Annotated in this window: 17 protein-coding genes; 6 read left to right on the forward strand and 11 right to left on the reverse strand. The window is 72.8% G+C overall.

Annotation, left to right across the window (positions count from 1 at the left end):
• Positions 1-112 precede the first annotated feature (112 nt).
• The 3 genes from ACZ4TO_RS13780 to ACZ4TO_RS13790 are packed head-to-tail and all read right to left on the reverse strand — an operon-like array spanning position 113 to position 3,245.
• A complete protein-coding gene (locus ACZ4TO_RS13780) occupies positions 113-943 on the reverse strand; it encodes a sugar phosphate isomerase/epimerase family protein (protein ID WP_468024233.1) in 831 nt (276 codons plus the stop codon).
• Positions 940-2,097: a dihydrodipicolinate synthase family protein gene (locus ACZ4TO_RS13785; RefSeq protein WP_468024234.1), complete on the reverse strand. Its 1,158-nt coding sequence runs from the start codon at positions 2,095-2,097 to the stop codon at positions 940-942. Before ACZ4TO_RS13785 ends, ACZ4TO_RS13780 begins: the two co-directional genes overlap by 4 nt.
• On the reverse strand, positions 2,094-3,245 hold the full coding sequence (locus tag ACZ4TO_RS13790) for a Gfo/Idh/MocA family protein (RefSeq protein ID WP_382789819.1): 1,152 nt from the start codon (positions 3,243-3,245) through the stop codon (positions 2,094-2,096). The genes ACZ4TO_RS13785 and ACZ4TO_RS13790 overlap by 4 nt, the downstream gene beginning before the upstream one ends.
• 317 nt (positions 3,246-3,562) lie before the next feature.
• On the opposite strand from ACZ4TO_RS13790, the gene ACZ4TO_RS13795 reads away from it, so the two are divergent.
• From ACZ4TO_RS13795 to ACZ4TO_RS13805, 3 genes are all read left to right on the forward strand, one after another.
• Positions 3,563-4,612, forward strand: coding sequence for a LacI family DNA-binding transcriptional regulator (locus ACZ4TO_RS13795; protein ID WP_468024374.1), 1,050 nt, complete (start codon positions 3,563-3,565; stop codon positions 4,610-4,612).
• A gap of 489 nt (positions 4,613-5,101) precedes the next feature.
• A complete protein-coding gene (locus tag ACZ4TO_RS13800; protein WP_468024235.1) occupies positions 5,102-6,037 on the forward strand; it encodes a bifunctional helix-turn-helix transcriptional regulator/GNAT family N-acetyltransferase in 936 nt (311 codons plus the stop codon).
• Positions 6,038-6,217: 180 nt separating this feature from the next.
• Positions 6,218-7,216 (forward strand): MHYT domain-containing protein, encoded by a 999-nt coding sequence (locus ACZ4TO_RS13805; RefSeq protein WP_385043648.1) that lies wholly within the window; start codon positions 6,218-6,220, stop codon positions 7,214-7,216.
• On the opposite strand, the gene ACZ4TO_RS13810 is transcribed toward ACZ4TO_RS13805, so the two are convergent.
• The 5 genes from ACZ4TO_RS13810 to ACZ4TO_RS13830 form a co-directional block, all read right to left on the reverse strand.
• Positions 7,197-7,820 carry an RBBP9/YdeN family alpha/beta hydrolase gene (locus ACZ4TO_RS13810; protein WP_382789827.1) on the reverse strand — a complete coding sequence of 208 codons (624 nt, stop codon included), beginning with the start codon at positions 7,818-7,820 and terminating at the stop codon, positions 7,197-7,199. The genes ACZ4TO_RS13805 and ACZ4TO_RS13810 overlap by 20 nt on opposite strands.
• A 126-nt stretch (positions 7,821-7,946) precedes the next feature.
• Positions 7,947-8,594, reverse strand: a complete 648-nt coding sequence (locus ACZ4TO_RS13815; protein WP_382789830.1) for a GNAT family N-acetyltransferase — start codon at positions 8,592-8,594, stop codon at positions 7,947-7,949.
• A 75-nt stretch (positions 8,595-8,669) separates the two neighbouring features.
• Positions 8,670-9,929: a Gfo/Idh/MocA family protein gene (locus ACZ4TO_RS13820; RefSeq protein WP_468024236.1), complete on the reverse strand. Its 1,260-nt coding sequence runs from the start codon at positions 9,927-9,929 to the stop codon at positions 8,670-8,672.
• A gap of 109 nt (positions 9,930-10,038) precedes the next feature.
• Entirely contained in the window at positions 10,039-11,277 is a 1,239-nt protein-coding gene (gene aroA / locus ACZ4TO_RS13825) for a 3-phosphoshikimate 1-carboxyvinyltransferase (protein WP_468024237.1), read from the reverse strand.
• Between the two features lie 4 nt (positions 11,278-11,281).
• Entirely contained in the window at positions 11,282-12,187 is a 906-nt protein-coding gene (locus ACZ4TO_RS13830; RefSeq protein WP_468024238.1) for an EamA family transporter, read from the reverse strand.
• A gap of 115 nt (positions 12,188-12,302) precedes the next feature.
• Between ACZ4TO_RS13830 and ACZ4TO_RS13835 the strand changes: the two genes are divergently transcribed.
• Together ACZ4TO_RS13835 and ACZ4TO_RS13840 are read left to right on the forward strand one after the other, a co-directional pair.
• Positions 12,303-13,214 carry a LysR family transcriptional regulator gene (locus ACZ4TO_RS13835; RefSeq protein WP_382790449.1) on the forward strand — a complete coding sequence of 304 codons (912 nt, stop codon included), beginning with the start codon at positions 12,303-12,305 and terminating at the stop codon, positions 13,212-13,214.
• 135 nt (positions 13,215-13,349) lie between these two features.
• Complete coding sequence (locus ACZ4TO_RS13840) at positions 13,350-15,221, forward strand: glycoside hydrolase family 3 protein (RefSeq protein ID WP_468024239.1); 1,872 nt, start codon at positions 13,350-13,352, stop codon at positions 15,219-15,221.
• Positions 15,222-15,276: 55 nt separating this feature from the next.
• On the opposite strand, the gene ACZ4TO_RS13845 is transcribed toward ACZ4TO_RS13840, so the two are convergent.
• Entirely contained in the window at positions 15,277-16,740 is a 1,464-nt protein-coding gene (locus ACZ4TO_RS13845; RefSeq protein WP_468024240.1) for a S28 family serine protease, read from the reverse strand.
• A gap of 87 nt (positions 16,741-16,827) precedes the next feature.
• Positions 16,828-17,217, reverse strand: coding sequence for a hypothetical protein (locus tag ACZ4TO_RS13850; RefSeq protein WP_355775025.1), 390 nt, complete (start codon positions 17,215-17,217; stop codon positions 16,828-16,830).
• A 208-nt stretch (positions 17,218-17,425) separates the two neighbouring features.
• Here ACZ4TO_RS13850 and ACZ4TO_RS13855 point away from each other — a divergent pair, with 208 nt between their 5' ends.
• Positions 17,426-17,902, forward strand: a complete 477-nt coding sequence (locus ACZ4TO_RS13855; RefSeq protein ID WP_468024241.1) for a hypothetical protein — start codon at positions 17,426-17,428, stop codon at positions 17,900-17,902.
• Here the strand turns inward: ACZ4TO_RS13855 and ACZ4TO_RS13860 are convergent.
• Positions 17,886-21,614, reverse strand: coding sequence for an ABC transporter ATP-binding protein (locus ACZ4TO_RS13860; protein ID WP_468024242.1), 3,729 nt, complete (start codon positions 21,612-21,614; stop codon positions 17,886-17,888). The two genes, ACZ4TO_RS13855 and ACZ4TO_RS13860, sit on opposite strands and share 17 nt — an antisense overlap.
• Positions 21,615-21,670 lie beyond the last annotated feature (56 nt).

Genomic DNA, 21,670 nt, shown 5'->3' on the forward strand with positions numbered 1-21,670 from the left:
CCCGCGATCCCCCCGGATCCCCCTCCAAAGGTCCTGATGCCACGTACGACCCACGAGGTCGCGGAAGGGTTGCACGCGCTTCCGAAGATTTTTTCTCCGGGCGGGAGACGGGTCAGCCCGCGTGCTCGACGAACCGCGCCGCCGTCTCGGCCAGCACCTCGCGCCCGTCCCTGGCCCACAGCTCCTCGTTGAAGAGCTCGACCTCGATGGGCCCGGTGTAGCCCGCGGCCTCGACCAGGCCGCGCCACATCCGGAAGTCGACCGAGCCGTCGCCGAGCTGGCCGCGGCCGTCGAGGACGCCCGCGGGCAGCGGGGTGGTCCAGTCGGCGAGCTGGAAGCCGTGGATGCGTCCGCCCGCACCCGCTCGGGCGATCTGGGCGGGGGCCGTGTCGTCCCACCAGAGGTGGTAGGTGTCGACGGTGACGCCCACCTGGTCGGCGGGGAAGCGTTCCGCGAGGTCCAGGGCCTGGGCGAGGGTGGACACCACGCAGCGGTCGGCCGCGTACATGGGGTGGAGCGGTTCGACGGCCAGACGCACCCCCCGGGAGGCGGCGTACGGGCCGAGTTCGCCGAGCGCGTCGGCGATGCGCTCCCGGGCTCCGTGCAGGTCCTTGGAACCCAGCGGCAGGCCGCCGGAGACGAGCACGAGGGTGTCGGTGCCGAGGGCCGCCGCCTCGTCGACGGCGGCCCGGTTGTCGTCCAGGGCGCGCCGCCGCTCCCCCGGGTCGATCGCCGTGAGGAAGCCGCCCCGGCACAGGGTGGTGACGGCCAGACCCGCGTCGTGGACGAGTTTCGCGGTGGCGTCGAGGCCGTACGACCGCACGGGTTCGCGCCACAGGCCGACGCCCGGGACGCCCGTCTCCAGGCAGGCGGCGACCAGTTCGGGCATCGAGAGCTGTCTGACCGTCATCTGGTTGACGGAGAAGCGGGCGAGGCTGCTCATGAGGTCACTCCGTACAGGGCGAGCAGGGTCTTCATCCGGGCCTCGGCGAGCCCCGGGTCCGGGAACAGGCCCAGTGCGTCGGCGAGTTCGTAGGCGCGGGCGAGGTGCGGCAGGGAGCGGGCCGACTGGAGGCCGCCCACCATCGCGAAGTGGTCCTGGTGGCCGACGAGATGGGCCAGCAGGACGACGCCCGTCTTGTAGAAGCGGGTCGGGGGCTGGAAGAGGTGCCGGGCCAGCTCGACCGTCGGGTCGAGGAGTTCACGGAAGCCCTTGGTGTCGCCGGTGTCCAGGACGCGCACCGCGCGGGCGGCGAGAGGGGCGAGCGGGTCGAAGACGCCGAGCAGCGCGTGGCTGAAGCCGCGTTCGTCGCCCGCGATCAGCTCGGGATAGTTGAAGTCGTCGCCGGTGTAGCAGCGGACGCCGTCGGGGAGGCGGCGGCGCAGCGCGACCTCCCGTCCGGCGTCCAGCAGAGAGACCTTGACGCCGTCCACCTTGTCCGGGTGGGCGGCGATCACCTCCAGGAACACCTCCGTCGCCGGGTCCAGGCGGTCCGAGCCCCAGTAGCCCTCGAGGGCCGGGTCGAACATGGGGCCCAGCCAGTGCAGGATCACCGGTCCTGCCGCCTGGCGCAGGAGGTGGCCGTAGACGTCGAGGTAGTCCTCGGGTCCGGTGGCGGCCGCGGCGAGGGCGCGCGAGGCCATCAGGACCGGCCGTGCGCCCGACTCCTCGACGAGGGCGAGCTGTTCCTCGTAGGCGGCCCGCACCTCGGGGAGCGTGGCCGGGCCGGTGAGCTGGTCCGTGCCGACGCCGCAGACGATCGCGCCGCCGACGGCCCCGGCCTCGGCCGAGGACCTCCGGATCAGTTCTGCCGCGCCCGCCCAGTCCAGGCCCATGCCGCGCTGGGAGGTGTCCATCGCCTCGGCGACCCCGAGGCCGTGCGCCCACAGGTGGCGCCGGAAGGCGAGGGTGGCGTCCCAGTCGACGGCGGCGGGCGCGTCGGGCGAGACGTCCGCGTACGGGTCGGCGACGACGTGCGCGGCGGCGAAGACCGTACGGGAGACGAGAGGCTCACCCGCGGGGAGAACGGGAAGGGGGTCGGTGCGCGGCTCGTAGGTACGCAACCGGCCGCCGGAGCCGGGGAGTCGGATGCTCACAGGGTGATCTCCGGTACGTCGAGGCGGCGGCCCTCGGCCGAGGACTTCAGCCCCAGTTCGGCGAGCTGGACACCGCGGGCGCCGGCCAGGAGGTCCCAGCGGTAGGGGGCGTCGGCGTAGACGTGCCGCAGGAACAGCTCCCACTGGGCCTTGAAGCCGTTGTCGAACTCGGCGTTGTCGGGGACCTCCTGCCACTGGTCGCGGAAGGAGTAGGTGGCCGGGATGTCCGGGTTCCAGACCGGTTTGGGGGTCGAACCACGGTGCTGGACGCGGCAGTTGCGCAGTCCGGCGACGGCCGAGCCGTCGGTGCCGTCGACCTGGAACTCCACCAGCTCGTCGCGGTTGACGCGCACGGTCCAGGAGGAGTTGATCTGGGCGACCGCGCCGCCCTCCAGCTCGAAGATGCCGTAGGCCGCGTCGTCGGCCGTGGCGTCGTAGGGCTTGCCCCGCTCGTCCCAGCGCTGCGGGACGTGGGTGGCGGTGAGCGCTTGGACGGAGGTGACGCGGCCGAAGAGTTCGTGCAGGACGTACTCCCAGTGCGGGAACATGTCGACGACGATGCCGCCGCCGTCCTCGGCGCGGTAGTTCCAGGAGGGCCGCTGGGCGCTCTGCCAGTCGCCCTCGAAGACCCAGTAGCCGAACTCCCCGCGCACGGACAGGATCCGGCCGAAGAAGCCGCCGTCGACGAGCCGCTTCAGCTTGAGCAGTCCGGGCAGGAAGAGCTTGTCCTGGACGACGCCGTGCCGGACGCCCGCCGCGTGCGCGAGGCGGGCCAGTTCGAGGGCTCCGTCGAACCCGGTGGCGGTCGGCTTCTCCGTGTAGATGTGCTTGCCCGCCGCGACGGCCTTCCTGAGGGCCTCCTCGCGGGCGGACGTCACCTGGGCGTCGAAGTAGAGGTCGACGGACGGGTCGGCGAGCACCGCGTCCAGGTCCGTCGTCCAGTGGTCGAGGCCGTGCCGCGCGGCGAGCGCCTCGAGCGCGTCCTCCCGGCGGCCGACGAGGACGGGTTCGGGCCACAGCACGGTGCCGTCGCCGAGGTCGAGGCCGCCCTGCTCGCGCAGGGCGAGTATCGAGCGGACGAGGTGCTGCCGGTAGCCCATGCGTCCCGTCACGCCGTTCATGGCGATCCGCACCGTCTTGCGTGTCACGTCTTTCCCTCCGTACGCCTCGGCCGCCGCGCACGCTGACTGGTGAGCGTGCCAGCAAGCGCTTTCTATGCCTGGAGAAGCTAGCCTCTGTGCAGCGGTATGGACAAGACCACCGCGAAGACGAGTTGTTCGAGGGGGCGAACAACGGGGCCCGATGGCCGTATGGTCTGCACGGACCCTGCCCACGGGAAGCGGCGCGCCCGGCCTTCGACTCCGTGTTCGACGCCGTACGACGAGACATGACCAGGCACGACGACGTACGACATGTACGACCCCGTACGAAGTGGTACGACAAGGCGCGACCGGAGGACGACGAGATGACGGTGACCCTGGCGGACGTGGCGGCCCGCGCGCAGGTCTCTCCCGCGACGGTGTCGCGCGTGCTGAACGGGAACTACCCGGTGGCCTCCTCCACGCGCGAGCGGGTGCTGCGGGCGGTGGACGAGCTGGACTACGTGCTGAACGGGCCCGCGAGTTCGCTGGCCGCGGCGACCTCCGACCTCGTCGGCATCCTGGTCAACGACATCGCCGACCCCTTCTTCGGGATCATGGCGGCGGCCATCCAGTCGGAGATCGGCGGGCCCGGGGGGCGCGCGGGCGGGGAGCGGCTCGGGGTCGTCTGCAACACCGGCGGCTCCCCGGAGCGCGAACTCACCTACCTCACGCTCCTTCAGCGCCAGCGTGCCGCCGCGGTGGTGCTCACCGGCGGGGCGATAGAGGACACCGCGCACGCGGGCGCGGTCGCCGCCAAGCTGCGCAAGCTGACCGAGGCGGGGACCCGGGTCGTGCTGTGCGGGCGGCCGCCCGCGCCGGAGGCGCCCGAGGCGATCGCGCTCACCTTCGACAACCGCGGCGGCGGCAGGCAGCTCACCGAGCACCTGATCGGTCTCGGCCACCGGCGGCTCGGCTACATCGCGGGTCCCGAGGAGCGCACGACGACCCGGCACCGGCTGGAGGGGCACCGGGCCGCGCTCGACGCCCACGGCGTCGAGGACGATCCCCGGCGGACCGTGCACGGCCGCTACGACCGCCGGTCCGGGTACGAGGCGACGCTCGAACTCCTGCGGCGTGATCCTTCGTTGACGGCTGTCGTCGCCGCCAACGACACCGTGGCGCTGGGAGCCTGTGCCGCGTTGCGGGACTCCGGGCTGCGTATCCCGCACGACGTGTCCGTCGCGGGCTTCGACGATCTGCCGTTCAGCATCGATGCCGTGCCGGCTCTCACGACCGTGCGGTTGCCGTTGTCCGGGGCGGGGGCCCGGGCCGGGCGGATCGCCATGGGGCGGGAGGAGGCGCCGCCCGGAGGGATCGCCACGGTGCGGGGCGAACTGATGGTACGAGGGTCCACCGGGGCTCCCCGGGCCTGACCTCCCTTCCCGAACTCCCCCGGGCCCCGGGGTTTCCCGAGCCCCCGGGGCGGATTGGGGAAAAGCCCTTCTTCGCCCCCTCCGCCCCTACCCTCCCCCAAGGTCTCGGCTTCGCTCGACCAGGGGGGACCCCCATCGCACCTGGGGCTCCGCCCCAGACCCCGCTCCTCAAACGCCGGAGAGGCTGAAAATTTCGCCGGCCGGGGTTGGTATGTGGAATGTGGACCGCGCACCCGCAGTCGGGATCCGGCGGGAGGGGACGGGCCGGTACATCACATGCCCGTCGCTGCCCACGGTCACCACTCACCCAACGGCGACGGGCGGATGTACCGGCGCGGCCCGGGACCCGCCCACCGGCCGGACCCGCGGCCGGAGGGTAGGCCCGAGGGTCGGACCGGTTCTATGCTCGGGGTGGCGATATCTCTGACTGGGTCAGGTATCCAGGCGGAGCAGGCCGACACCGTGTTCAGCCGACCTCGGGGGCCGATCATGACCGTCCAGGACATCCGCTCCTTCAACCGCTTCTACACGAACGTCATCGGCGCGCTCGACTACGGCCGCCACCTGTACGCGCCGTACACGCTGACCGAGTCCCGCGTCCTGTACGAACTCGCGCACACCCCACAGGCGGACGCCGCCGACCTGCGGACCGAACTCGCCCTGGACTCCGGCTACCTGAGCCGGATCCTGAACAAGTTCGAGCAGGACGGACTGGTCGAACGCACCCCGTCCGACAAGGATCCGCGGCGCCGCCGAATCACGCTCACCGCACGCGGCCGGGAAGCCGCCGCGCTGCTGGACGAACGGGCCCGCCAGACCGTGGGCACCCTGCTGGCGACCGTGCCGCCCGCCGACCGCCCCCGCCTCACGGAGGCGATGCGCACGGTACGGACCCTCCTGGGGGACGGACGGGCCACCCCCGGCCCCGAGGACGTCCTCCTGCGCGAACCGGGCCCCGGCGACCTCGGCTGGATCGTCCAGCGCAACGCGGCGCTGTACGCGGCCGAGTACGGCTGGAACGCCGACTACGAGGGCCTGGTCGCGAGGATCGTCGCCGACTTCGCCGAGGACCACGACCCCCACCTGGAACGGGTGTGGATCGCCGAGCTCGACGGCCGGCCCGTCGGCTGTGTGATGTGCGTACGGGACGACGCCCCCGGCACCGCCCGCCTCCGGCTGCTGCTGGTCGAGCCGGAGACGCGGGGCCTCGGCATCGGCGACCGTCTAGTCGGCGCCGTCACCGACTTCGCCCGCGGGGTCGGCTACCACGAGCTCGTCCTGTGGACCAACGACGTCCTGACCGCCGCCCGGCGCGTCTACCAGCGCCACGGCTTCGCCCTGGTCGCCGAGAAGCCGCACCGGTCCTTCGGCGCGGACCTGACCGGCCAGGACTGGCGGCTCGACCTGCGCGCCGGCCGGGAATGAGCCGGACCACCACACCGCGCCCGGGGCCGCGCTGTCCGGAGTGCGGACAACCCGTCCGCCCGTTGAACGAAGCCGCATCGCAGAGTTAACTCAAACACCTACCGTACGGAACCGCTCACGCAACCTGGGTGCGGGACCGTACTCCCCCAAGTAACCCGTACCCAGGGGGAGTTGGCATATATGCAAGGCACCGTGGAGGGCTTCGAGTTCGGGGCGGTGACTCCGGCGGCCTCCTATCTCGTCGCCTGTCTGGGCAGCGCCCTGGGGCTGCGCTGCGTCGTCCGGTCCCTGAACAACCGGCAGTCGTGGAAGCCGGGTTGGCTGGCCCTCGGGGCGGCGACCATCGGCTGCGGCATCTGGACCATGCACTTCGTCGCGATGGTCGGCTTCAGGATCCAGGGGATCCCGATCGACTACGACCCCCGTCTCACCTCGCTCAGCCTCGTCGTGGCCATCGTGACGGTCGGCCTCGGCGTCTTCGCCGTGGGATACCGCGGCGCCACCCCCGTCACCCTCACCGCGGCCGGGATCCTCACCGGGCTCGCCGTGGTGGCCACGCACTACATCGGCATGGCCGCGATCGAGCTGAACGGCTCCCTGGACTACGACTCGTTCATGGTGTCGGCCTCCGTGCTGCTCGCGGTCACCGCCGCCACCGCCGCGCTGTGGACGGCCGCCTCCTACCGGGGTTTCACGGCCGCCCTCGGCGCCTGCCTCCTCATGGGCGTCGCCCTGACCGGCACGCACTACACCGCCATGTCCGCCCTCGGCGTGCATCTGCGCGGCGCGACGGACGCGTCCTACGTGTCCGGGCTGTACGGCAACAGCTCACCGGCCTCGATCCTGCTCCCCATGCTCATCGGACCGGTCGTCTTCCTGATCCTGGCCGGAGTGGTCGTGATGTTCGACCCGCAGCTCGTGCTCGGCGACGGGGACTGGAGCCGGTCCTCGCAGCGCCGGCGCCGGGGCACGGTCGTCGTCCCCGAGCGCCCGGCGCACCGCCCGCAGACCGCCTCCCTGTTCGATCCCCGCGACCAGCGGGCGGGCGCCCACGACCAGCGGCCGGGCGTCCCCGACGAGCAGGGAGGTGTCCGCGACCGGCACGTGGGCGTCCCCGGACAGCGGCAGGGCCCGCGCGGTCAGCGGGTCGGCCGGCACACTAGCCCGCGCGGGCGGTGAGCGGCGCCGTCCCGTCCAGACACCACTCCAGCACCGCGGGCCAGGGCCCGTACCCCGCGTCCATGCCGAGATGCCCGGCCCCGGGCAGGATCCGGGCCGGTACGCCCAGGGGGTCGCCGTAGACCGTGTCGGCGCCCTCGGGGCAGTACGGGTCGTCGTCGCCCGCGACCAGCAGGGTGGGACAGGGGAGGGTGAAGTCCTTCTCGGTCAGGGTGAATCCGGCGATCTCGGGCAGCCCGGCGAGGACGGAGGCGGACGGCGGGGCGACGAGCAGCACCCGGTCGACGCCCGCGACGCCGGGCAGCCCGCGGGCGGCGGCCCGCAGCCACAGCACGGCCCCCAGGCTGTGGGCGACGACCACGCGCTCGGAGCCGCCCCGGGCGTCCAAGTGGCGGGCCAGCTCGGCCAGCCACACCTCCGGATCCGGGTCGTCGGCGTCCGGGAGCTGCGGATAGACGACGTGCTGCCCCAGCTCTCGGAGCCGCCCGGCGAGCCAGTGCTGCCAGTGGCCCTCCGGGCGGTGGTTCTGCCAGCCGTGCAGGATCAGGAAGGACCGCGGTTCGGGCGCCGGGGCGCCGCCCGCGAGATCGTCGTACGTGCTCATGGGCAGATCGTTTCCGATTCCCGGCTCCCGGGTCCAGGGGCCCGGTGGATCAACCGCGCCTCCGTCGCCCCCACGCCACACCCGGCACACAGGGCCGGGACTCCCCGCGCCCCGGCGAGGGCCCCGCTACCGGGCCGTCGCCCCGCCCGCCGCGGACGACGCCCCCGCCACCCGCGCGGTCAGCCGGTCGCGGCACTCGGGCCACTCGGCCGCCGTCACGGAGAAGACCGCGGAGTCGCGCAGCAGGCCTTCCTCGCCGGGCGCCCAGGAGCGGGACCAGTTGCGCAGGACCCCCTCCAGGCGGGCGCCGGTGCTCGCGATCGCCGCGCGGGAGCGGGCGTTGCGGGCGTCGGTCTTCAGGTCGACGCGTGCCACACCCCACTCCTCGAAGGCGTGCCGGAAGAGGAGGAGCTTGGACTCGGCGTTCAGGCCGGTGCCCTGGGCGGAGGCGGCGAGCCAGGTGAAGCCGACCTCGACGGCGTCCAGCCGGTCGTCCGACCGCCAGCACCGCGGCTCCCAGTACGAGGTGGCGCCGACCGCCCGTCCAGAGGCGAGGGAGATCTGCGCGTAGGGCGCCAGCCTGCCCGTCGCGGCGCGGGCGAGCTGCGCGTCGACGTAGTCCCCGACCTCGTCGGCCCGGGGCACCCAGGTGAACGCGTACGAGTCCCGGCGTTCCTCGGCCGCCTCGGCGAGGTCGGCCGCGTGCCGGTGGCCGAGCGGCTCCAGCCGTACCAGCGTGCCTTCGAGGACCGGCCCCTCCAACTGGAAACCCAACGCCCCGCGTCCCTTCGCCGATCCGGTCGTGTCCGCTGCGATTCCTACGCGGTGCGGGCGGCCCGTGTCCAGCGGTTATACGGCCTCGACGGTGCCCGCGCGGCGGGCACGTTCGGCGGCCAGCACGGTGAGATGGCTGGTGAGGGACTCCCGGGGACCGGACTTCACGAGGCCGGGGTTCCCGGTGGCGACGGCGGCGACGAACGCGTCCATCAGGGCGGCGTCGCCCCCGCCGTGGCCGCCCGCCGCGTCCATGGCGCCCGGCGCGGCGAGGTCGACGGCCTCCTCGGTCCGGGTCAGGAAGTCGTAGACGCTCAGGCTCCCGCCGTCGCCGCGCAGTTCGCCGCGGGTCCCGAAGATCCGGGTCCGGCGGTCGGCCTGTTCGGTGAAGGCGGTCATGGTGAAGGTGGCGGTGGCCCCGGAGGCGAACTCCATCGAGACCACCTGGTGGTCGACCACGTCGTTGTCGCAGGCGTACACGCACCGCCCGTACGGGCCCTCGCGCAGGGCGGTCTCCAGGGCCTCGGGGGTGTAGTCGTCGAGGAGCACGCTCAGCGGCCAGTGGTGTTCGCCGCGGGCGAGCCGGTCGCCGTACTCGCGCCGGGCGGAGTAGGGGCAGGTCTGCTCCACCGCGCAGTCGAGGCAGCGGTCGGCCGCGCCCTCGGGCCTGTTCTCGGGCCGGAAGTGGGAGAGGCGTCCGAAACTGGAGACACGGACCGGGGGTTGGCCGAGGATGTACTGCAACCAGTCGATGTCGTGGCAGGACTTGGCCATCAGCATGGACGTGGCCCGGTCCGTGCGGCCCCAGTTGCCGCGGACGAAGGAGTGGGCCTGGTGCCAGAAGCCGACGGGCTCCAGGTGCTGGACGTTGATCACGTCCCCGAGCCGGCCGGAGTCCACGATCTCCTTCACGGCGCGGGTGTACCGGGTGTAGCGCAGGACGTGTCCGACCGCGAGGATCACACCGGCCTTCTCCACCGCGTCGACGATGCGCCGGCACTCGTCCTCGGTGAGGGCCATCGGCTTCTCCAGCAGGATGTGATAGCCGAGGGCGGCGAACTCCAGGACGGGTTCGAGGTGTTCGCGGTCGAGGGTGCAGACCAGTACCGCGTCCGCGATCCGGCCGCGGGCGGCGAGCACCCGCCAGTCGTCCACGGCGGCGTCCGGTTCGAGTCCGTGGGCGGCCGCGAACCGCTCGCGCCGGGTCCGGCGGGGTTCGGCGACGGCCACCACCTCGGCCCGCCCGGGGTGGTCCAGGGCCCAGCGCGCGTGACCGGTCCCCCGGTCCCCGGCGCCGACGACGGCGAGTGTGACAACGGAGGCACCGGAGGACATCTGTTCACCGCTTCCCGGTCGGGTCTCAGGCGCTGTCGGCGCCGTCCGTCGCGAAGCTAGCCGCCCCGGATCTTCCCGACAAGACGCGGGCGCCGGTCGCCGGTCCCGCTCAGCCGTCGGTCCCGGTGGCGGCCCAGGCCCCGAACACCTCGTGGAAGGCGGGGAAGGTCTTGCGGACGCAGCCGGGGTCGTCGAAGGTCATGCCGGGGGCGCGCAGCGACGTGACCGCGAAGGCCATGACGATGCGGTGGTCGCCGTACGTCCTGATCTCGGTGGCGGCGGGGACGCCCGGGTGGATCTCGATCCAGTCGGGGCCGGTCTCCACCCGGACGCCGAGTGCCCGGAGGTTCTCCGCGCAGGCCTCCAGGCGGTCGCACTCCTTGACCCGGGTGTTGGCGACGTCCTCGATGCGGACCGGTCCCGAGGCGAAGGGCGCGATCGCGGCGAGGGTCGGCATGGTGTCGGAGATGTCCCGCATGTTGACGGTGAGGCCGCGCAGTTCGCCGGTGCCGCGCACGGTCGTGCGGTCGGGGCCGGTCTCCACGTACGCGCCCATCCGGCGCAGGACGTCCACGAAGGCGAGGTCGCCCTGGAGCGCCTGCGCGCCGAGGCCGTGGACGGTGACCTCGCGGCCGGTCAGGGCGGCCGCGGCGAAGAAGTAGCTCGCGGTGGAGGCGTCGGGTTCGACGGGGTAGGTGGTGGCCCGGTAGCCGCCGGGCGCCACCTCGAAGACGTCGCCGTCCACCGTCACCTGCGCCCCGAACGCCCGCATCATCGCGAGGGTGATGCCGACGTAGGGGGCGGAGACCAGGTCGGTGACCTCGATGCGCAGGCCGGTGCGGGTCAGCGGGCCGAGCAGGAGCAGGGCGGTGAGGTACTGGGAGGACTGGCCCGCGTCGAGGGTGACCGTGCCGCCCTCCACCCCGGAGGCCGAGATGGTCAGCGGATGGTGACCGTCCGCCTCCTCGTGCCGCAGGTCCACGCCCAGGTCCCGCAACGCCTGGGACAGGGGGCCGAGGGGGCGGCGGCGCATCTGTGCGCTGGCGTCGAAGCGGTAGGTGCCGTGTCCGGCGGCGGCCAGGGTCGGCAGGAAGCGGGCCGTGGTGGCGCCGTCCCGGCAGTACACGTCGGCCCGTTCCGCCGCCGGACCCTGCGGGCGGCCGTCGATGTGCCAGCTCTCCGGGGTCCGGCCGACGCGGTAGCCGAGCCGGCTCAGGCCCTCCGCGAAGCCCTCGGTGTCGTCCGAGCGCAGCGGGCGGACGAGGCGGGTGACCCCGTCGGCCGCCGCTGCGAGGAAGAGCGCGCGGGCGGTGATGGACTTGGAACCGGGGATGTCGACGACGGCCATGGGGTCATGCTGGCGCCCCGGCCCGTTCCGGCGCCGGAGCGTCCGCCGACTGGACCGCGCGTGGCGTCCGTGAGGTGAGCGCCACCCCGCCGACCAGCAGGGCCGCCGCCGCCCACCGCAGCGGGCCGATCGACTCGTGCAGGAAGAGGGCGGCCGAGGACATGCCGAAGACCGGGACGAGCAGGGAGAAGGGCGCGACGGTGGACGCGGGGTGCCGGTGCAGCAGCCAGCCCCAGGCGCCGAAGCCGAAGACGGTCGTGATCCAGGCGACGTAGACGACGACTCCGATGCCCTGGACGTCCAGGGCGCCGAGCGCGTCGAGGTCGCGGGAGGGGCCCTCGGTGAACAGGGACAGGCCGAGCAGCGGCAGGACGGGGACCGTGCTCACCCACACCATGAAGTTCAGCGGGTCGGGCGGGGAGGCCTTGCGGGTGAGGACGTTGGACAGTCCCCAGCAGGCCGCCGCCGCGACGACCAGGGCGAAGGCGCCGAGGGGGCCGGCCGTGCCCTCGTCGACGGCGGCCAGGCCCACTCCGGCGAGGGCCACGGCCATGCCGGCGAGCCGGACGCGGGTGGGGCGTTCGCCGAGGAAGGCGGAGGCGAAGACGGCGGTGAGGACCGCCTGGATCTGCAGCACGAGGGAGGACAGTCCGGCGGGCATCCCGGCGTCCATGCCGATGAACAGCAGTCCGAACTTCGCCACGCCGAGGACGAGTCCCACCGCCACAATCCACTTCCACGCCACCTTGGGGCGGCCCACGAAGAACACGGCGGGCAGGGCCGCCACGAGGAAGCGCAGGGCCGAGAAGAGGAGCGGCGGGAAGTGGTCGAGTCCGACCTCGATGACGGTGAAGTTCACGCCCCAGACGGCGGCGACGAGGACGGCGAGGCTGATGTGTGCGGGTCGCATGCGTCGAGCATCGGACGCAACGACCGTGTAGCACCAGCGCGAATGTCTGCATGGATGGATGAAGCAACGCTTACGTAAACTGGCGGGGAGCGACATCGCGGACCGGGAGGCCTCCATGCTCGATCTCCAGCGCCTGCGGGCCCTGCACGCCGTCTCGGTGCACGGTACGGTCGGCGCCGCCGCGGCCGCGCTCGGCTACACGCCCTCGGCCGTGTCCCAGCAGATCGCGAAGCTGGAGCGGGAGACGAGGACCGTCCTGCTGGAGCGGCGCGGACGCGGTGTCCGGCTCACCGAGCAGGCCGAACAACTCGCTTCGACCGCGCAGGAGTTGCTGGCGATCGTGGAGCGCGCGGAGACCGAACTGGAGGAACGCCGGGGGCTGCCTGCGGGGCGTCTGACGGTGGCCGCGTTCGCCTCGGCGGCTCGCGGTCTGCTGCCCGCGGTGCTGGCCGACCTGGCCGCCCGGCATCCGGCCCTGGACACCCGGCTGACGGAGATCGACCCGCATCTGTCCGTCGACCTGGTCGCCCGGGGCGCGGTCGACCTGGCCGTCGCGCACGACTGGGACATCTCCCCGCTGCCCGCCCCGCCGGGGGTGGAGCAGGCGGTGATCGGCGACGACCTGTGCGATCTGCTCGTGCCCGCCGGGCATCCCTTCGCCGGGCGGGCCTCCGTGCGGCGCGAGGACCTGGCCGGCCAGCGGTGGATCTGCCAGCCGCCGGGGCGGGTCTGCCACGACTGGCTGGTGCGCACCCTGCGCGCGGCGGGCAGCGAGCCGGACATCGTCCACCAGGCCGAGGAGAACCCGACCCTCATCGCCCTCGTCGCCGCCGGTCTCGGTGTCGCCCTCATCCCGCGCCTCGGCCGCGGTCCCCTGCCCGAGGGGGTGGTGGAGGTGTCGCTCGACCCGCTGCCGGTCCGCCGGCTGTACGCGCTGTGGCGCGCGGGGGCGGCGCGCCGGCCGGCGATCGCCGAGACGGTCCGCACCCTCCAGGCGCACTGGCCCTCGGTGGCGGACCGCGGCTGAACGGCCCCCACGTCCCGCCCGGGCCACGCACCCGGCTCCGACGACCCGCCCGTACTGCGCACACCCTTGACTGGAAGAAACTTCCCGGATAATCGTGACCCCTCGGAAGTTTCCTTCACGAGGGAAGGAGCGCTTGTGCGCGACTCCAGCACGGGAAGCACCGCAAGACCGTCCGGGCCGGCCGGACCGGACAGACCGTCAAGGCCCTCCCGGCGCACGGTTCTCGCCGCCACGGCGGGCGTCACCGCCGCGCTGGCCGCCGGCACCCCCGCCGCCCACGCGGCACAGGCCCGCCCGGGCTCCGACAAGGCCCTGCGCGCCCTGATCTCCCGTATGACACTGGAGGAGAAGGTCGGCCAGCTCTTCGTCATGCGGGTGTACGGCCATTCGGCCACCGCGCCCGACCAGGCCGACATCGACGCCAACCTCAAGGAGATCGGCGTCCGCACGGCCGCCGAGCTGATCGCCAAGTACCGCGTCGGCGGCATCATCTACTTCGCCTGGGCGCACAACACCCGCGATCCGCACCAGATCGCCGCCCTGTCGAACGGGATCCAGCGCGCCTCACTGGAACTGCCGCGCGGGCTGCCGCTGTTGATCTCGACGGACCAGGAACACGGGATAGTGGCCCGGGTGGGCAAGCCCGCGACGCTGTTCCCGGGCGCCATGGCGCTGGGCGCGGGCGGTTCGCGGTCCGACGCGCGCACGGTGGGCCGGATCAGCGGTGCCGAGCTGCGCGCGATCGGCATCAACCAGGACTACTCCCCCGACGCCGACGTGAACGTCAACCCGGCCAACCCGGTGATCGGCGTGCGCTCCTTCGGCGCCGATCCGGACGCGGTCGCGGGCCTGGTGGCGGCCGAGGTGAAGGGATACCAGAGCTCGGGGGTCGCGGCGACGGCCAAGCACTTCCCCGGTCACGGCGACACCGCAGTGGACAGCCACTTCGGCTTCCCCGTCATCACCCACAGCCGCGAACTGTGGTCGGAGCTCGACGCGGTGCCCTTCCGGGCGGCGATCCGCGCCGGCATCGACTCGATCATGACCGCGCACATCATGGTCCCCGCGCTCGACCCGGCCGGCGACCCCGCCACCCTCTCCCACCCGATCCTCACCGGCATCCTGCGCGGCGAACTCGGCTACGACGGCGTCGTGGTGACGGACTCGCTGGGCATGGAGGGCGTGCGCACGAAGTACGGCGACGACCGCGTCCCCGTCCTCGCGCTCAAGGCCGGTGTCGACCAGCTCCTCAACCCGCCGGACCTGAACGTCGCGTGGAACGCGGTGCTGAACGCCGTGCGCGGCGGTGAGCTGACCGAGGCCCGGCTCGACGAATCGATCCTGCGCATCCTGCGGCTCAAGGCGAAGCACGGGGTGCTGAGCGACCCGTACGTCCGTGACGCGGCCGTGGACCGGGTGGTCGGCGTCCCGGAGCACCTCAGGGCGGCCGACCGGATCGCCGAGCGCACCACCACCCTGCTGGTCAACGAGGAGGGGCTGCTCCCGCTGTCCCGGCTGCGCACCCCGAGGGTGCTGGTGGTGGGCGCCGATCCGGCCTCGCCGTCGCTGTCCGACGGTCCGCCCACCACCGTCATGGCCGCCGCGCTGACGGGACTGGGCTTCACGGCGACGGCCCTGTCCACGGGCACGGCCCCGTCGGCGGCCACGATCGCCAAGGCCGTCACGGCGGCGGCCGACGCGGACGCGGTGGTCGCCCTGACGTACAACCTCACGGCGACCGGGGCCCAGAAGACCCTGGTCGACCGCCTGGTCGCCACGGGTGTGCCGGTGACGGCCGTCGCGATCCGCAACCCGTACGACATCGCCCAGATCCCGGGCGTCGACGCCTGCCTGGCCTCGTACTCCTGGACCGACGTCGAAGTGCGCGCCGCCGCCCGGGTGATCGCCGGCCGGGTGGAGCCGCGCGGCGCCCTGCCGGTGCCGGTGCAACGGGCGGACGACCCGGCGCAGGTGCTGTACCCGATCGGGTACGGGCTCAGGTACTAGCGCCGCGCGGCCGTGCCCGCCCCCGTGCGCAGGGGCGGGCGCGGCCGTGTTCCGGTCACGGGCGCAGGGTCATGTCCCGTTCGGTGTCGCGGCGGTCCAGCTTCGCGTCGAACCGCGCGAGCGGCCGGGCCGCCGAGGGGTCCGCCTGGACCGTCGCGGAGGCGACGCCCGCCCAGTCGAGGATGCGGGCGGTGGCCAGCGCCTTCTCGTCGGCGACGAGCCCGGCGACGTTGGCGCCGTGGTTCAGGCCCGGGGCCGTGAAGACGTACGCGTCGCGCGCCGTGGATCCGAGACGGAACCGCTCGGCGCCCCACGGGTCGTTCTGGCCGTAGACGAACAGCATGTGGTGCGCGTTCCTGCGGACCCAGCCGTCCACGTCACGCATCGCCGACGGCCGGAACTTCATCGGGATGGAGCGCGGCACGAAGGTGCGCGGGGCCTGGTAGCCGTAGCGGACGTACTTCTTCTCGATGTACGGGAAGTGGATGGTGGGCGCGCCCAGTTGGGTGCCCGCCTGGTAGTAGTACGGGGTGTACGGCTCCAGGCCCTGGTCGGTGTAGAACGAGAACCCGGAGATGGTGTCGACGGAGTTCCAGATGTCGTCGTCGCTCGCGTGCGCGGCGTCCGCGGGGATCGTGTCGCAGTCCTTGAGCAGGCTGTACTGCCAGAAGCCCCACACGTAGTCGAGCACGACCGCCTCGTACGCCTTGTCGAGGCTGCCGACCGTGGTGAAGGTGTAGCCGTTGTCGGCGGCGTACTGGGCGTACTTCTTCTCCAGCGGCTCGCGGCGCACCAGGGCCTCGCGCTGCACGGCGTTCAGCCGGTCGCGGCACTCCTTGGTGCCGACCTGCCGGAAGAAGCGGTCGTACGCCGAGTCCTCGTCGTTCACGACGTCGTTGGGCGCGACGTAGGCGACGACGCCGTCCATGTCGCGCGGGTAGAAGCGCTCGTAGTACGTGGCGGTCATGCCGCCCTTCGAGCCGCCGGTGGAGATCCACTTCTTGTCGTAGACCGGCTTCAGCGCCTCGAAGACGCGGTGCTGGTCGCTCGCCGCCTGCCAGATGTCGAGCTTGGACCAGTCGGCCGGTTCGGGCCGGGACGGCGTGAAGTAGCGGTACTCCATGGAGACCTGGTTGCCGTCCACGATCTGGGTCGGCTCGCGCCGGCTGGGCGTGGTCGAGACGTTGTAGCCGCCGGTGTAGAAGACCGTCGGGCGCGAGGTGTCCTTGTGCAGCACGGTGATCCGCTGCTGGAACGTGCCCTTGGACGGGTGCCGGTGGTCGATGGGCTGGGTGTAGTTCAGGACGAAGAACCGGTAGCCGGTGTACGGCTTCTCCTGGACGAGGCTCATGCCCGGGATCGCGAGCAGCCGGTCCAGGATGTCCTTGGCGTCGTCCGCCGTGCTGGTTGCCGCCGTGGTGCCGTGGGCCTCGGACCGGACGGCGGTGGCCGTCCCGGCCGTGCTCAGCGTGCCGATGAGCACCGTGAGCACGAGCAGCCCTCTGAGCGCCTTGCGCATGCACCCTCCCCTGGGAATACGCGGTTGTCCGCCGGAACCTAACGGAGCAACTCCCGTGACACCAGGGGGTCTTGGGTCATACGTGCATCAGCACAGGATCCAGCCGGAGCTCACCGAGCCCGAGCCGACCGAGCCCTTGATCCGGACGCAGCGGTGACCCGCGTACAGGGTCACCGGGCCCGCGTGATGCGCGAAGTGTCCGGAGTCCACCACCGGCCGGCCGCCGCGCGCCTGCACGCTGACGGACATCCGCTTGCGCGAGCCCCGCGCCTCGGGGAAGGTCACGGCGCACACGTAGCCGCTGCGCTTGTACACCTGCACGGAGCCGGTCGTGAACGGCAGGGTGCGGACCTTGCGGCCCGAGCAGGAGGAGGAGGCCGCCTGGGCGCTGCCCGCGCTCATGAAGGCGAGCAGTCCGCCCGCGGTCAGCACGGCCAGGCCGAGCGCCAGCCGTCGCCGTATCGCACCACTGTCCACTGTCGTCCCTCCCGCAGCAATCAGCGTACTGGTGTACGGACGCAGGACGTACGGCGGATGGTTGCGTACCGCTACGAACTCACCGGCCGCGCATGCCACCTTGCGAGGTTTTTGCCTTCTTTGGATACAACGGTGCCTGTTTCTCCCGAGTCCAACTCACGGGTCCGCTTCTCGGGCCCGACTCATGAGGAAACGAAGGCGGTTCACCATGTCCGGTACCAAGTCCTCCCTCACCACCGGCCGCGCGGTCGTCGCCGCGGCCCTGCTGATCGCCGTCGGCGCCTCGGTGCCGGCCGTCGCTAGTTCCACCGCGGCACCGCCCGCCCGCAGCGGGAGCAACGGTCCCGCCTACGACCGCGTGGCCGACTTCTACGGCGCCTACATCGACGCCGTGACCGACGGGGACTCCGGCACCCTGAGCACCCGGCTGCGGTCCTTCTACCTGACCCCGGCACTGCGCACCCAGCTCACCGGCTGGGAGCACCGGCAGCACGCGGACGGGGTGCTGCGCGCCCAGGACGTGCCGAGCGCCTGGAAGGTGACGGCGGGCGACAGCGGCGCCGGGCACACCTGGTCGACGGTCCGGCTCACCTGGGGCTCCGCCGCGCACCCGACGTACACCTATCTGACGGTGCAGTCGGACCTGGCGACGAAGAAGATCTCCGGCATCAAGCCGAGGAGCTGACCGGCTCCTCGGGCTCGGGAGCGCCCACGAAGGTCCGCCACAGCGCGGCGTAGCGGCCGTCCAGGCGGAGCAGTTCCTCGTGGGTGCCGTCCTCGGCGACCCGGCCGTGGTCCATCACGACGACCCGGTCGGCGCGGGCCGCCGTCGTCAGCCGGTGGGCGACCACCAGCGTCGTACGGCGGCCCGCCAGCCGGTCGGTCGCCTGGTTGACCAGGGCCTCGGTCGCCAGGTCGAGCGCCGCCGTGGCCTCGTCGAGCAGCAGCACGTCCGGGTCGACCAGCTCGGCGCGGGCCAGCGCGATGAGCTGGCGCTGGCCGGCGGAGAGGTTGCGGCCGCGCTCGGCGACCTCGTGGAGGTAGCCGCCGTCCAGGGTGGCGATCATGTCGTGCGCCCCGACCGCGCGGGCGGCGGCCTCCACCTCGGCGTCACCGGCGCCGGGACGGCCGTAGGCGATGGCGTCGCGGACGGTCCCCTGGAAGAGGTAGGCCTCCTGGGGCACGACGCCGAGCCGGTGCCGGTAGGCGGTGATGTCCAGATCGCGCACGTCCATGCCGTCGACCGTCACCCGCCCGGACGTCGGGTCGTAGAACCGGGCGACCAGTTTCACGAGCGTCGACTTGCCCGCGCCGGTCTCGCCGACGAAGGCGACGGTCTGCCCGGCGGGGATGCGCAGGGACACCGCGCTGAGCGCCTCCTCGGCGTCGTCCGCGCCGCCGTAGGCGAAGCCGACGTCCTCGAAGGCGATCTCGCCGCGCAGCGAGGGCACGTCCAGCGGCGCGTCGGCGGACTTGGTCGAGGTCGGCTCCCGGAGCAGCTCCTGGATGCGGCCCAGCGACACGGTGGCCTGCTGGTAGCCGTCGAACACCTGCGAGAGCTGCTGCACGGGCGCGAAGAACAGGTCGATGTACAGGAGGTAGGCGACCAGCGCGCCGGTGGTGAGCGTTCCGGAGTCGATCCGGTGGGCGCCCACGATCAGCACGGCCGCCGCCGCCCCCGAGGCCAGGAGCTGGACGAAGGGGAAGTACACGGAGATCAGCCACTGGCCGCGGATGCGCGCCCTGCGGTAGCTGTCGCTGCCCTCCGCGAAGCGCCGCCCGCTCGCGCCCTCGCGCCGGAACGCCTGGAGGATCCGCAGCCCGGACACCGACTCCTGGAGATCGGCGTTCACGAGGGACACCCGCTCGCGGGCCAGTTCGTACGCCTTCACGCTCGCCCGGCGGAAGAAGAACGTGCCGACGACCAGCGGCGGCAGCGTCACGAAGACGACCAGCGCGAGCTGTACGTCGATCACGAGCAGGGCGGCCATGATGCCGAAGAAGGTGACGACGGAGACGAACGCGGTGACCAGCCCGGTCTGCAGGAACGTGGACAGGGCGTCGACGTCGGTCGTCATCCGGGTCATGATCCGGCCGGTGAGCTCGCGCTCGTAGTAGTCGAGTCCGAGGCGCTGGAGCTGCGCGAAGATCTTCAGACGCAGGCTGTACAGGACCCGCTCGCCGGTGCGGCCGGTCTTGCGGGTCTCGCCGATCTGCGCGGCCCACTGGACGAGCACGGTGATCAGCGCGAGCGCGGCGGCGGCCCAGACCGCGCCGAGCGCGAGCCGGGTGACGCCCTGGTCGATGCCGTGCCGGATCAGGATGGGCAGCAGCAGCGTCATGACCGCGTCGACGGCGACCAGGGCGAGGCTGACGAGCAGCGGGGCGCCGAAGCCGCGCAGCAGCCGGCGCAGTCCGTAGGAGTCCTCGGGCGTGACCGCGCGGACCTCGTCGACGTCCGGCACGTCGGTGGCCGGGGGCAGCGCCTCGACCTGGGCGAGCAGTCCGGGGGTGGCGGGCATGCCTTCGAGCGCGTTGTCGCGGGGCTCGCGGTCGCCGGTCCACAGGTGCGGTGTGACGCCGCGCTCGGCGTCGAACTCGGCGTCCAGCTCCTCGCGTACGGAGCTGTCCTCCCGCGGCGCGGCCGGCAGGGCGTGGCCCGGGGAGACCCCGCCCAGCTCGTCCGGGTCGGTGAGCAGCCGCCGGTAGAGCGCCGAGCGCGCCTGGAGCTCGTCGTGGGTGCCGATGTCGGCGAGCCGGCCGCCGTCCAGGACGGCGATGCGGTCGGCGAGGTTGAGGGTGGAGCGGCGGTGGGCGATCAGCAGGGTCGTGCGGCCCCGCATGACCTGGCCGAGCGCCTCGTGGATCTCGTGCTCGACCTGGGCGTCCACGGCGGAGGTGGCGTCGTCGAGGACGAGCAGCCGCGGGTCGGTGAGGATGGCGCGGGCGAGCGCGACGCGCTGGCGCTGGCCGCCGGAGAGGGTGAGGCCGTGCTCGCCGACCTTGGTGTCGTAGCCGGCGGGCAGCTCGGCGATGAAGCGGTGCGCCTGGGCGGCGCGGGCGGCGGTCTCTATCTCGTCCTGGGTGGCGTCGGGGCGGCCGTAGGCGATGTTGGCGCGCACGGTGTCGGAGAAGAGGAAGGAGTCCTCGGGGACGAGCCCGATCGCGGCGCGCAGGGACTCGGTGGTGAGCTCGCGAACGTCGTGCCCGCCGATGAGGACGGCGCCGTGCGTCACGTCGTAGAAGCGGGGCAGCAGCAGCGAGACGGTCGACTTGCCGGAGCCGGAGGAGCCGACGACGGCGAGGGTCTCGCCGGGCCGGATCTCGAAGCTCAGCCCGTCCAGGACGGGCCGGTCCGGGGTGTAGCCGAAGGACACGTCGTCGAACTCGACGGTGGCGGGCGCGTCCGCGGGCAGGGTCTTGGTGCCGTCCTTGATCGACGGCCGGGTGTCGATGAGCTCCAGCACGCGCTCGGCGCCGGCGCGGGCCTGCTGTCCGACGGTCAGCACGACGGCCAGCATCCGCACCGGTCCGACGAGCTGCGCGAGGTAGGTGGAGAACGCCACGAACGTGCCGAGCGTGATCTCGCCGCGCACGGCGAGCCAGCCGCCGAGCGCGAGCATCGCGACCTGGCCGAGGGCGGGCACGGCCTGGAGGGCCGGGGTGTACTTGGCGTTGAGGCGGATGGTCCGCAGCCGGCCCGCGAAGAGCCGCCGGCCGACCTCGCGCAGTTTGCCGGTCTCCTGATCCTCCTGGCCGAAGCCCTTCACCACGCGGACGCCGCTGACGGCGCCGTCCACGACACCGGCCACGGCGGCGGCCTGCGCCTGCGCGTACCAGGTGGCGGGGTGCAGCCGGGAGCGGCTGCGCTTGGCGACGAACCACAGGGCCGGGGCGACGGCCAGCGCGACCAGGGTGAGCGGCAGGGACAGCGCGGCCATGATCCCGAGGGAGATCAGGAAGAGCAGGACGTTCCCGATGGTCATCGGGAGCATGAACAGCAGGCCCTGGATGAGCTGGAGGTCGCTGGTCGCGCGGCCCACGACCTGTCCGGTGGACAGCTCGTCCTGACGCCGCCCGTCCAGCCGGGTGATCGTCTCGTACATGTCGGTCCGCAGGTCGTGCTGGACGTCGAGCGCGAGCCGGCCGCCGTAGTAGCGGCGGACGAAGGTGAGGGCGTAGACGAGGACGGCGGCGCCGAGCAGCGCGCCCGCCCAGGGGGCCATGCCCCGGCTGTGGTCGCCGATGACGTCGTCGATGATCACCTTGGTGATCAGCGGGACCACCGCCATCAGGGCCATGCCGCCCAGGGAGGACCCGAGTGCGAGCACCACGTCCTTCGGGTACCGCCAGGCGTACCCGGCGAGCCGCCGCGCCCATCCCCGTTCCGTCGCCACTCCGGCACCTTCCGTAGATCTCACTCCGCCGGAAGGGACCAACACCGAGCGAAGCG

The organism is Streptomyces sp. NPDC028298 (assembly GCF_055565895.1).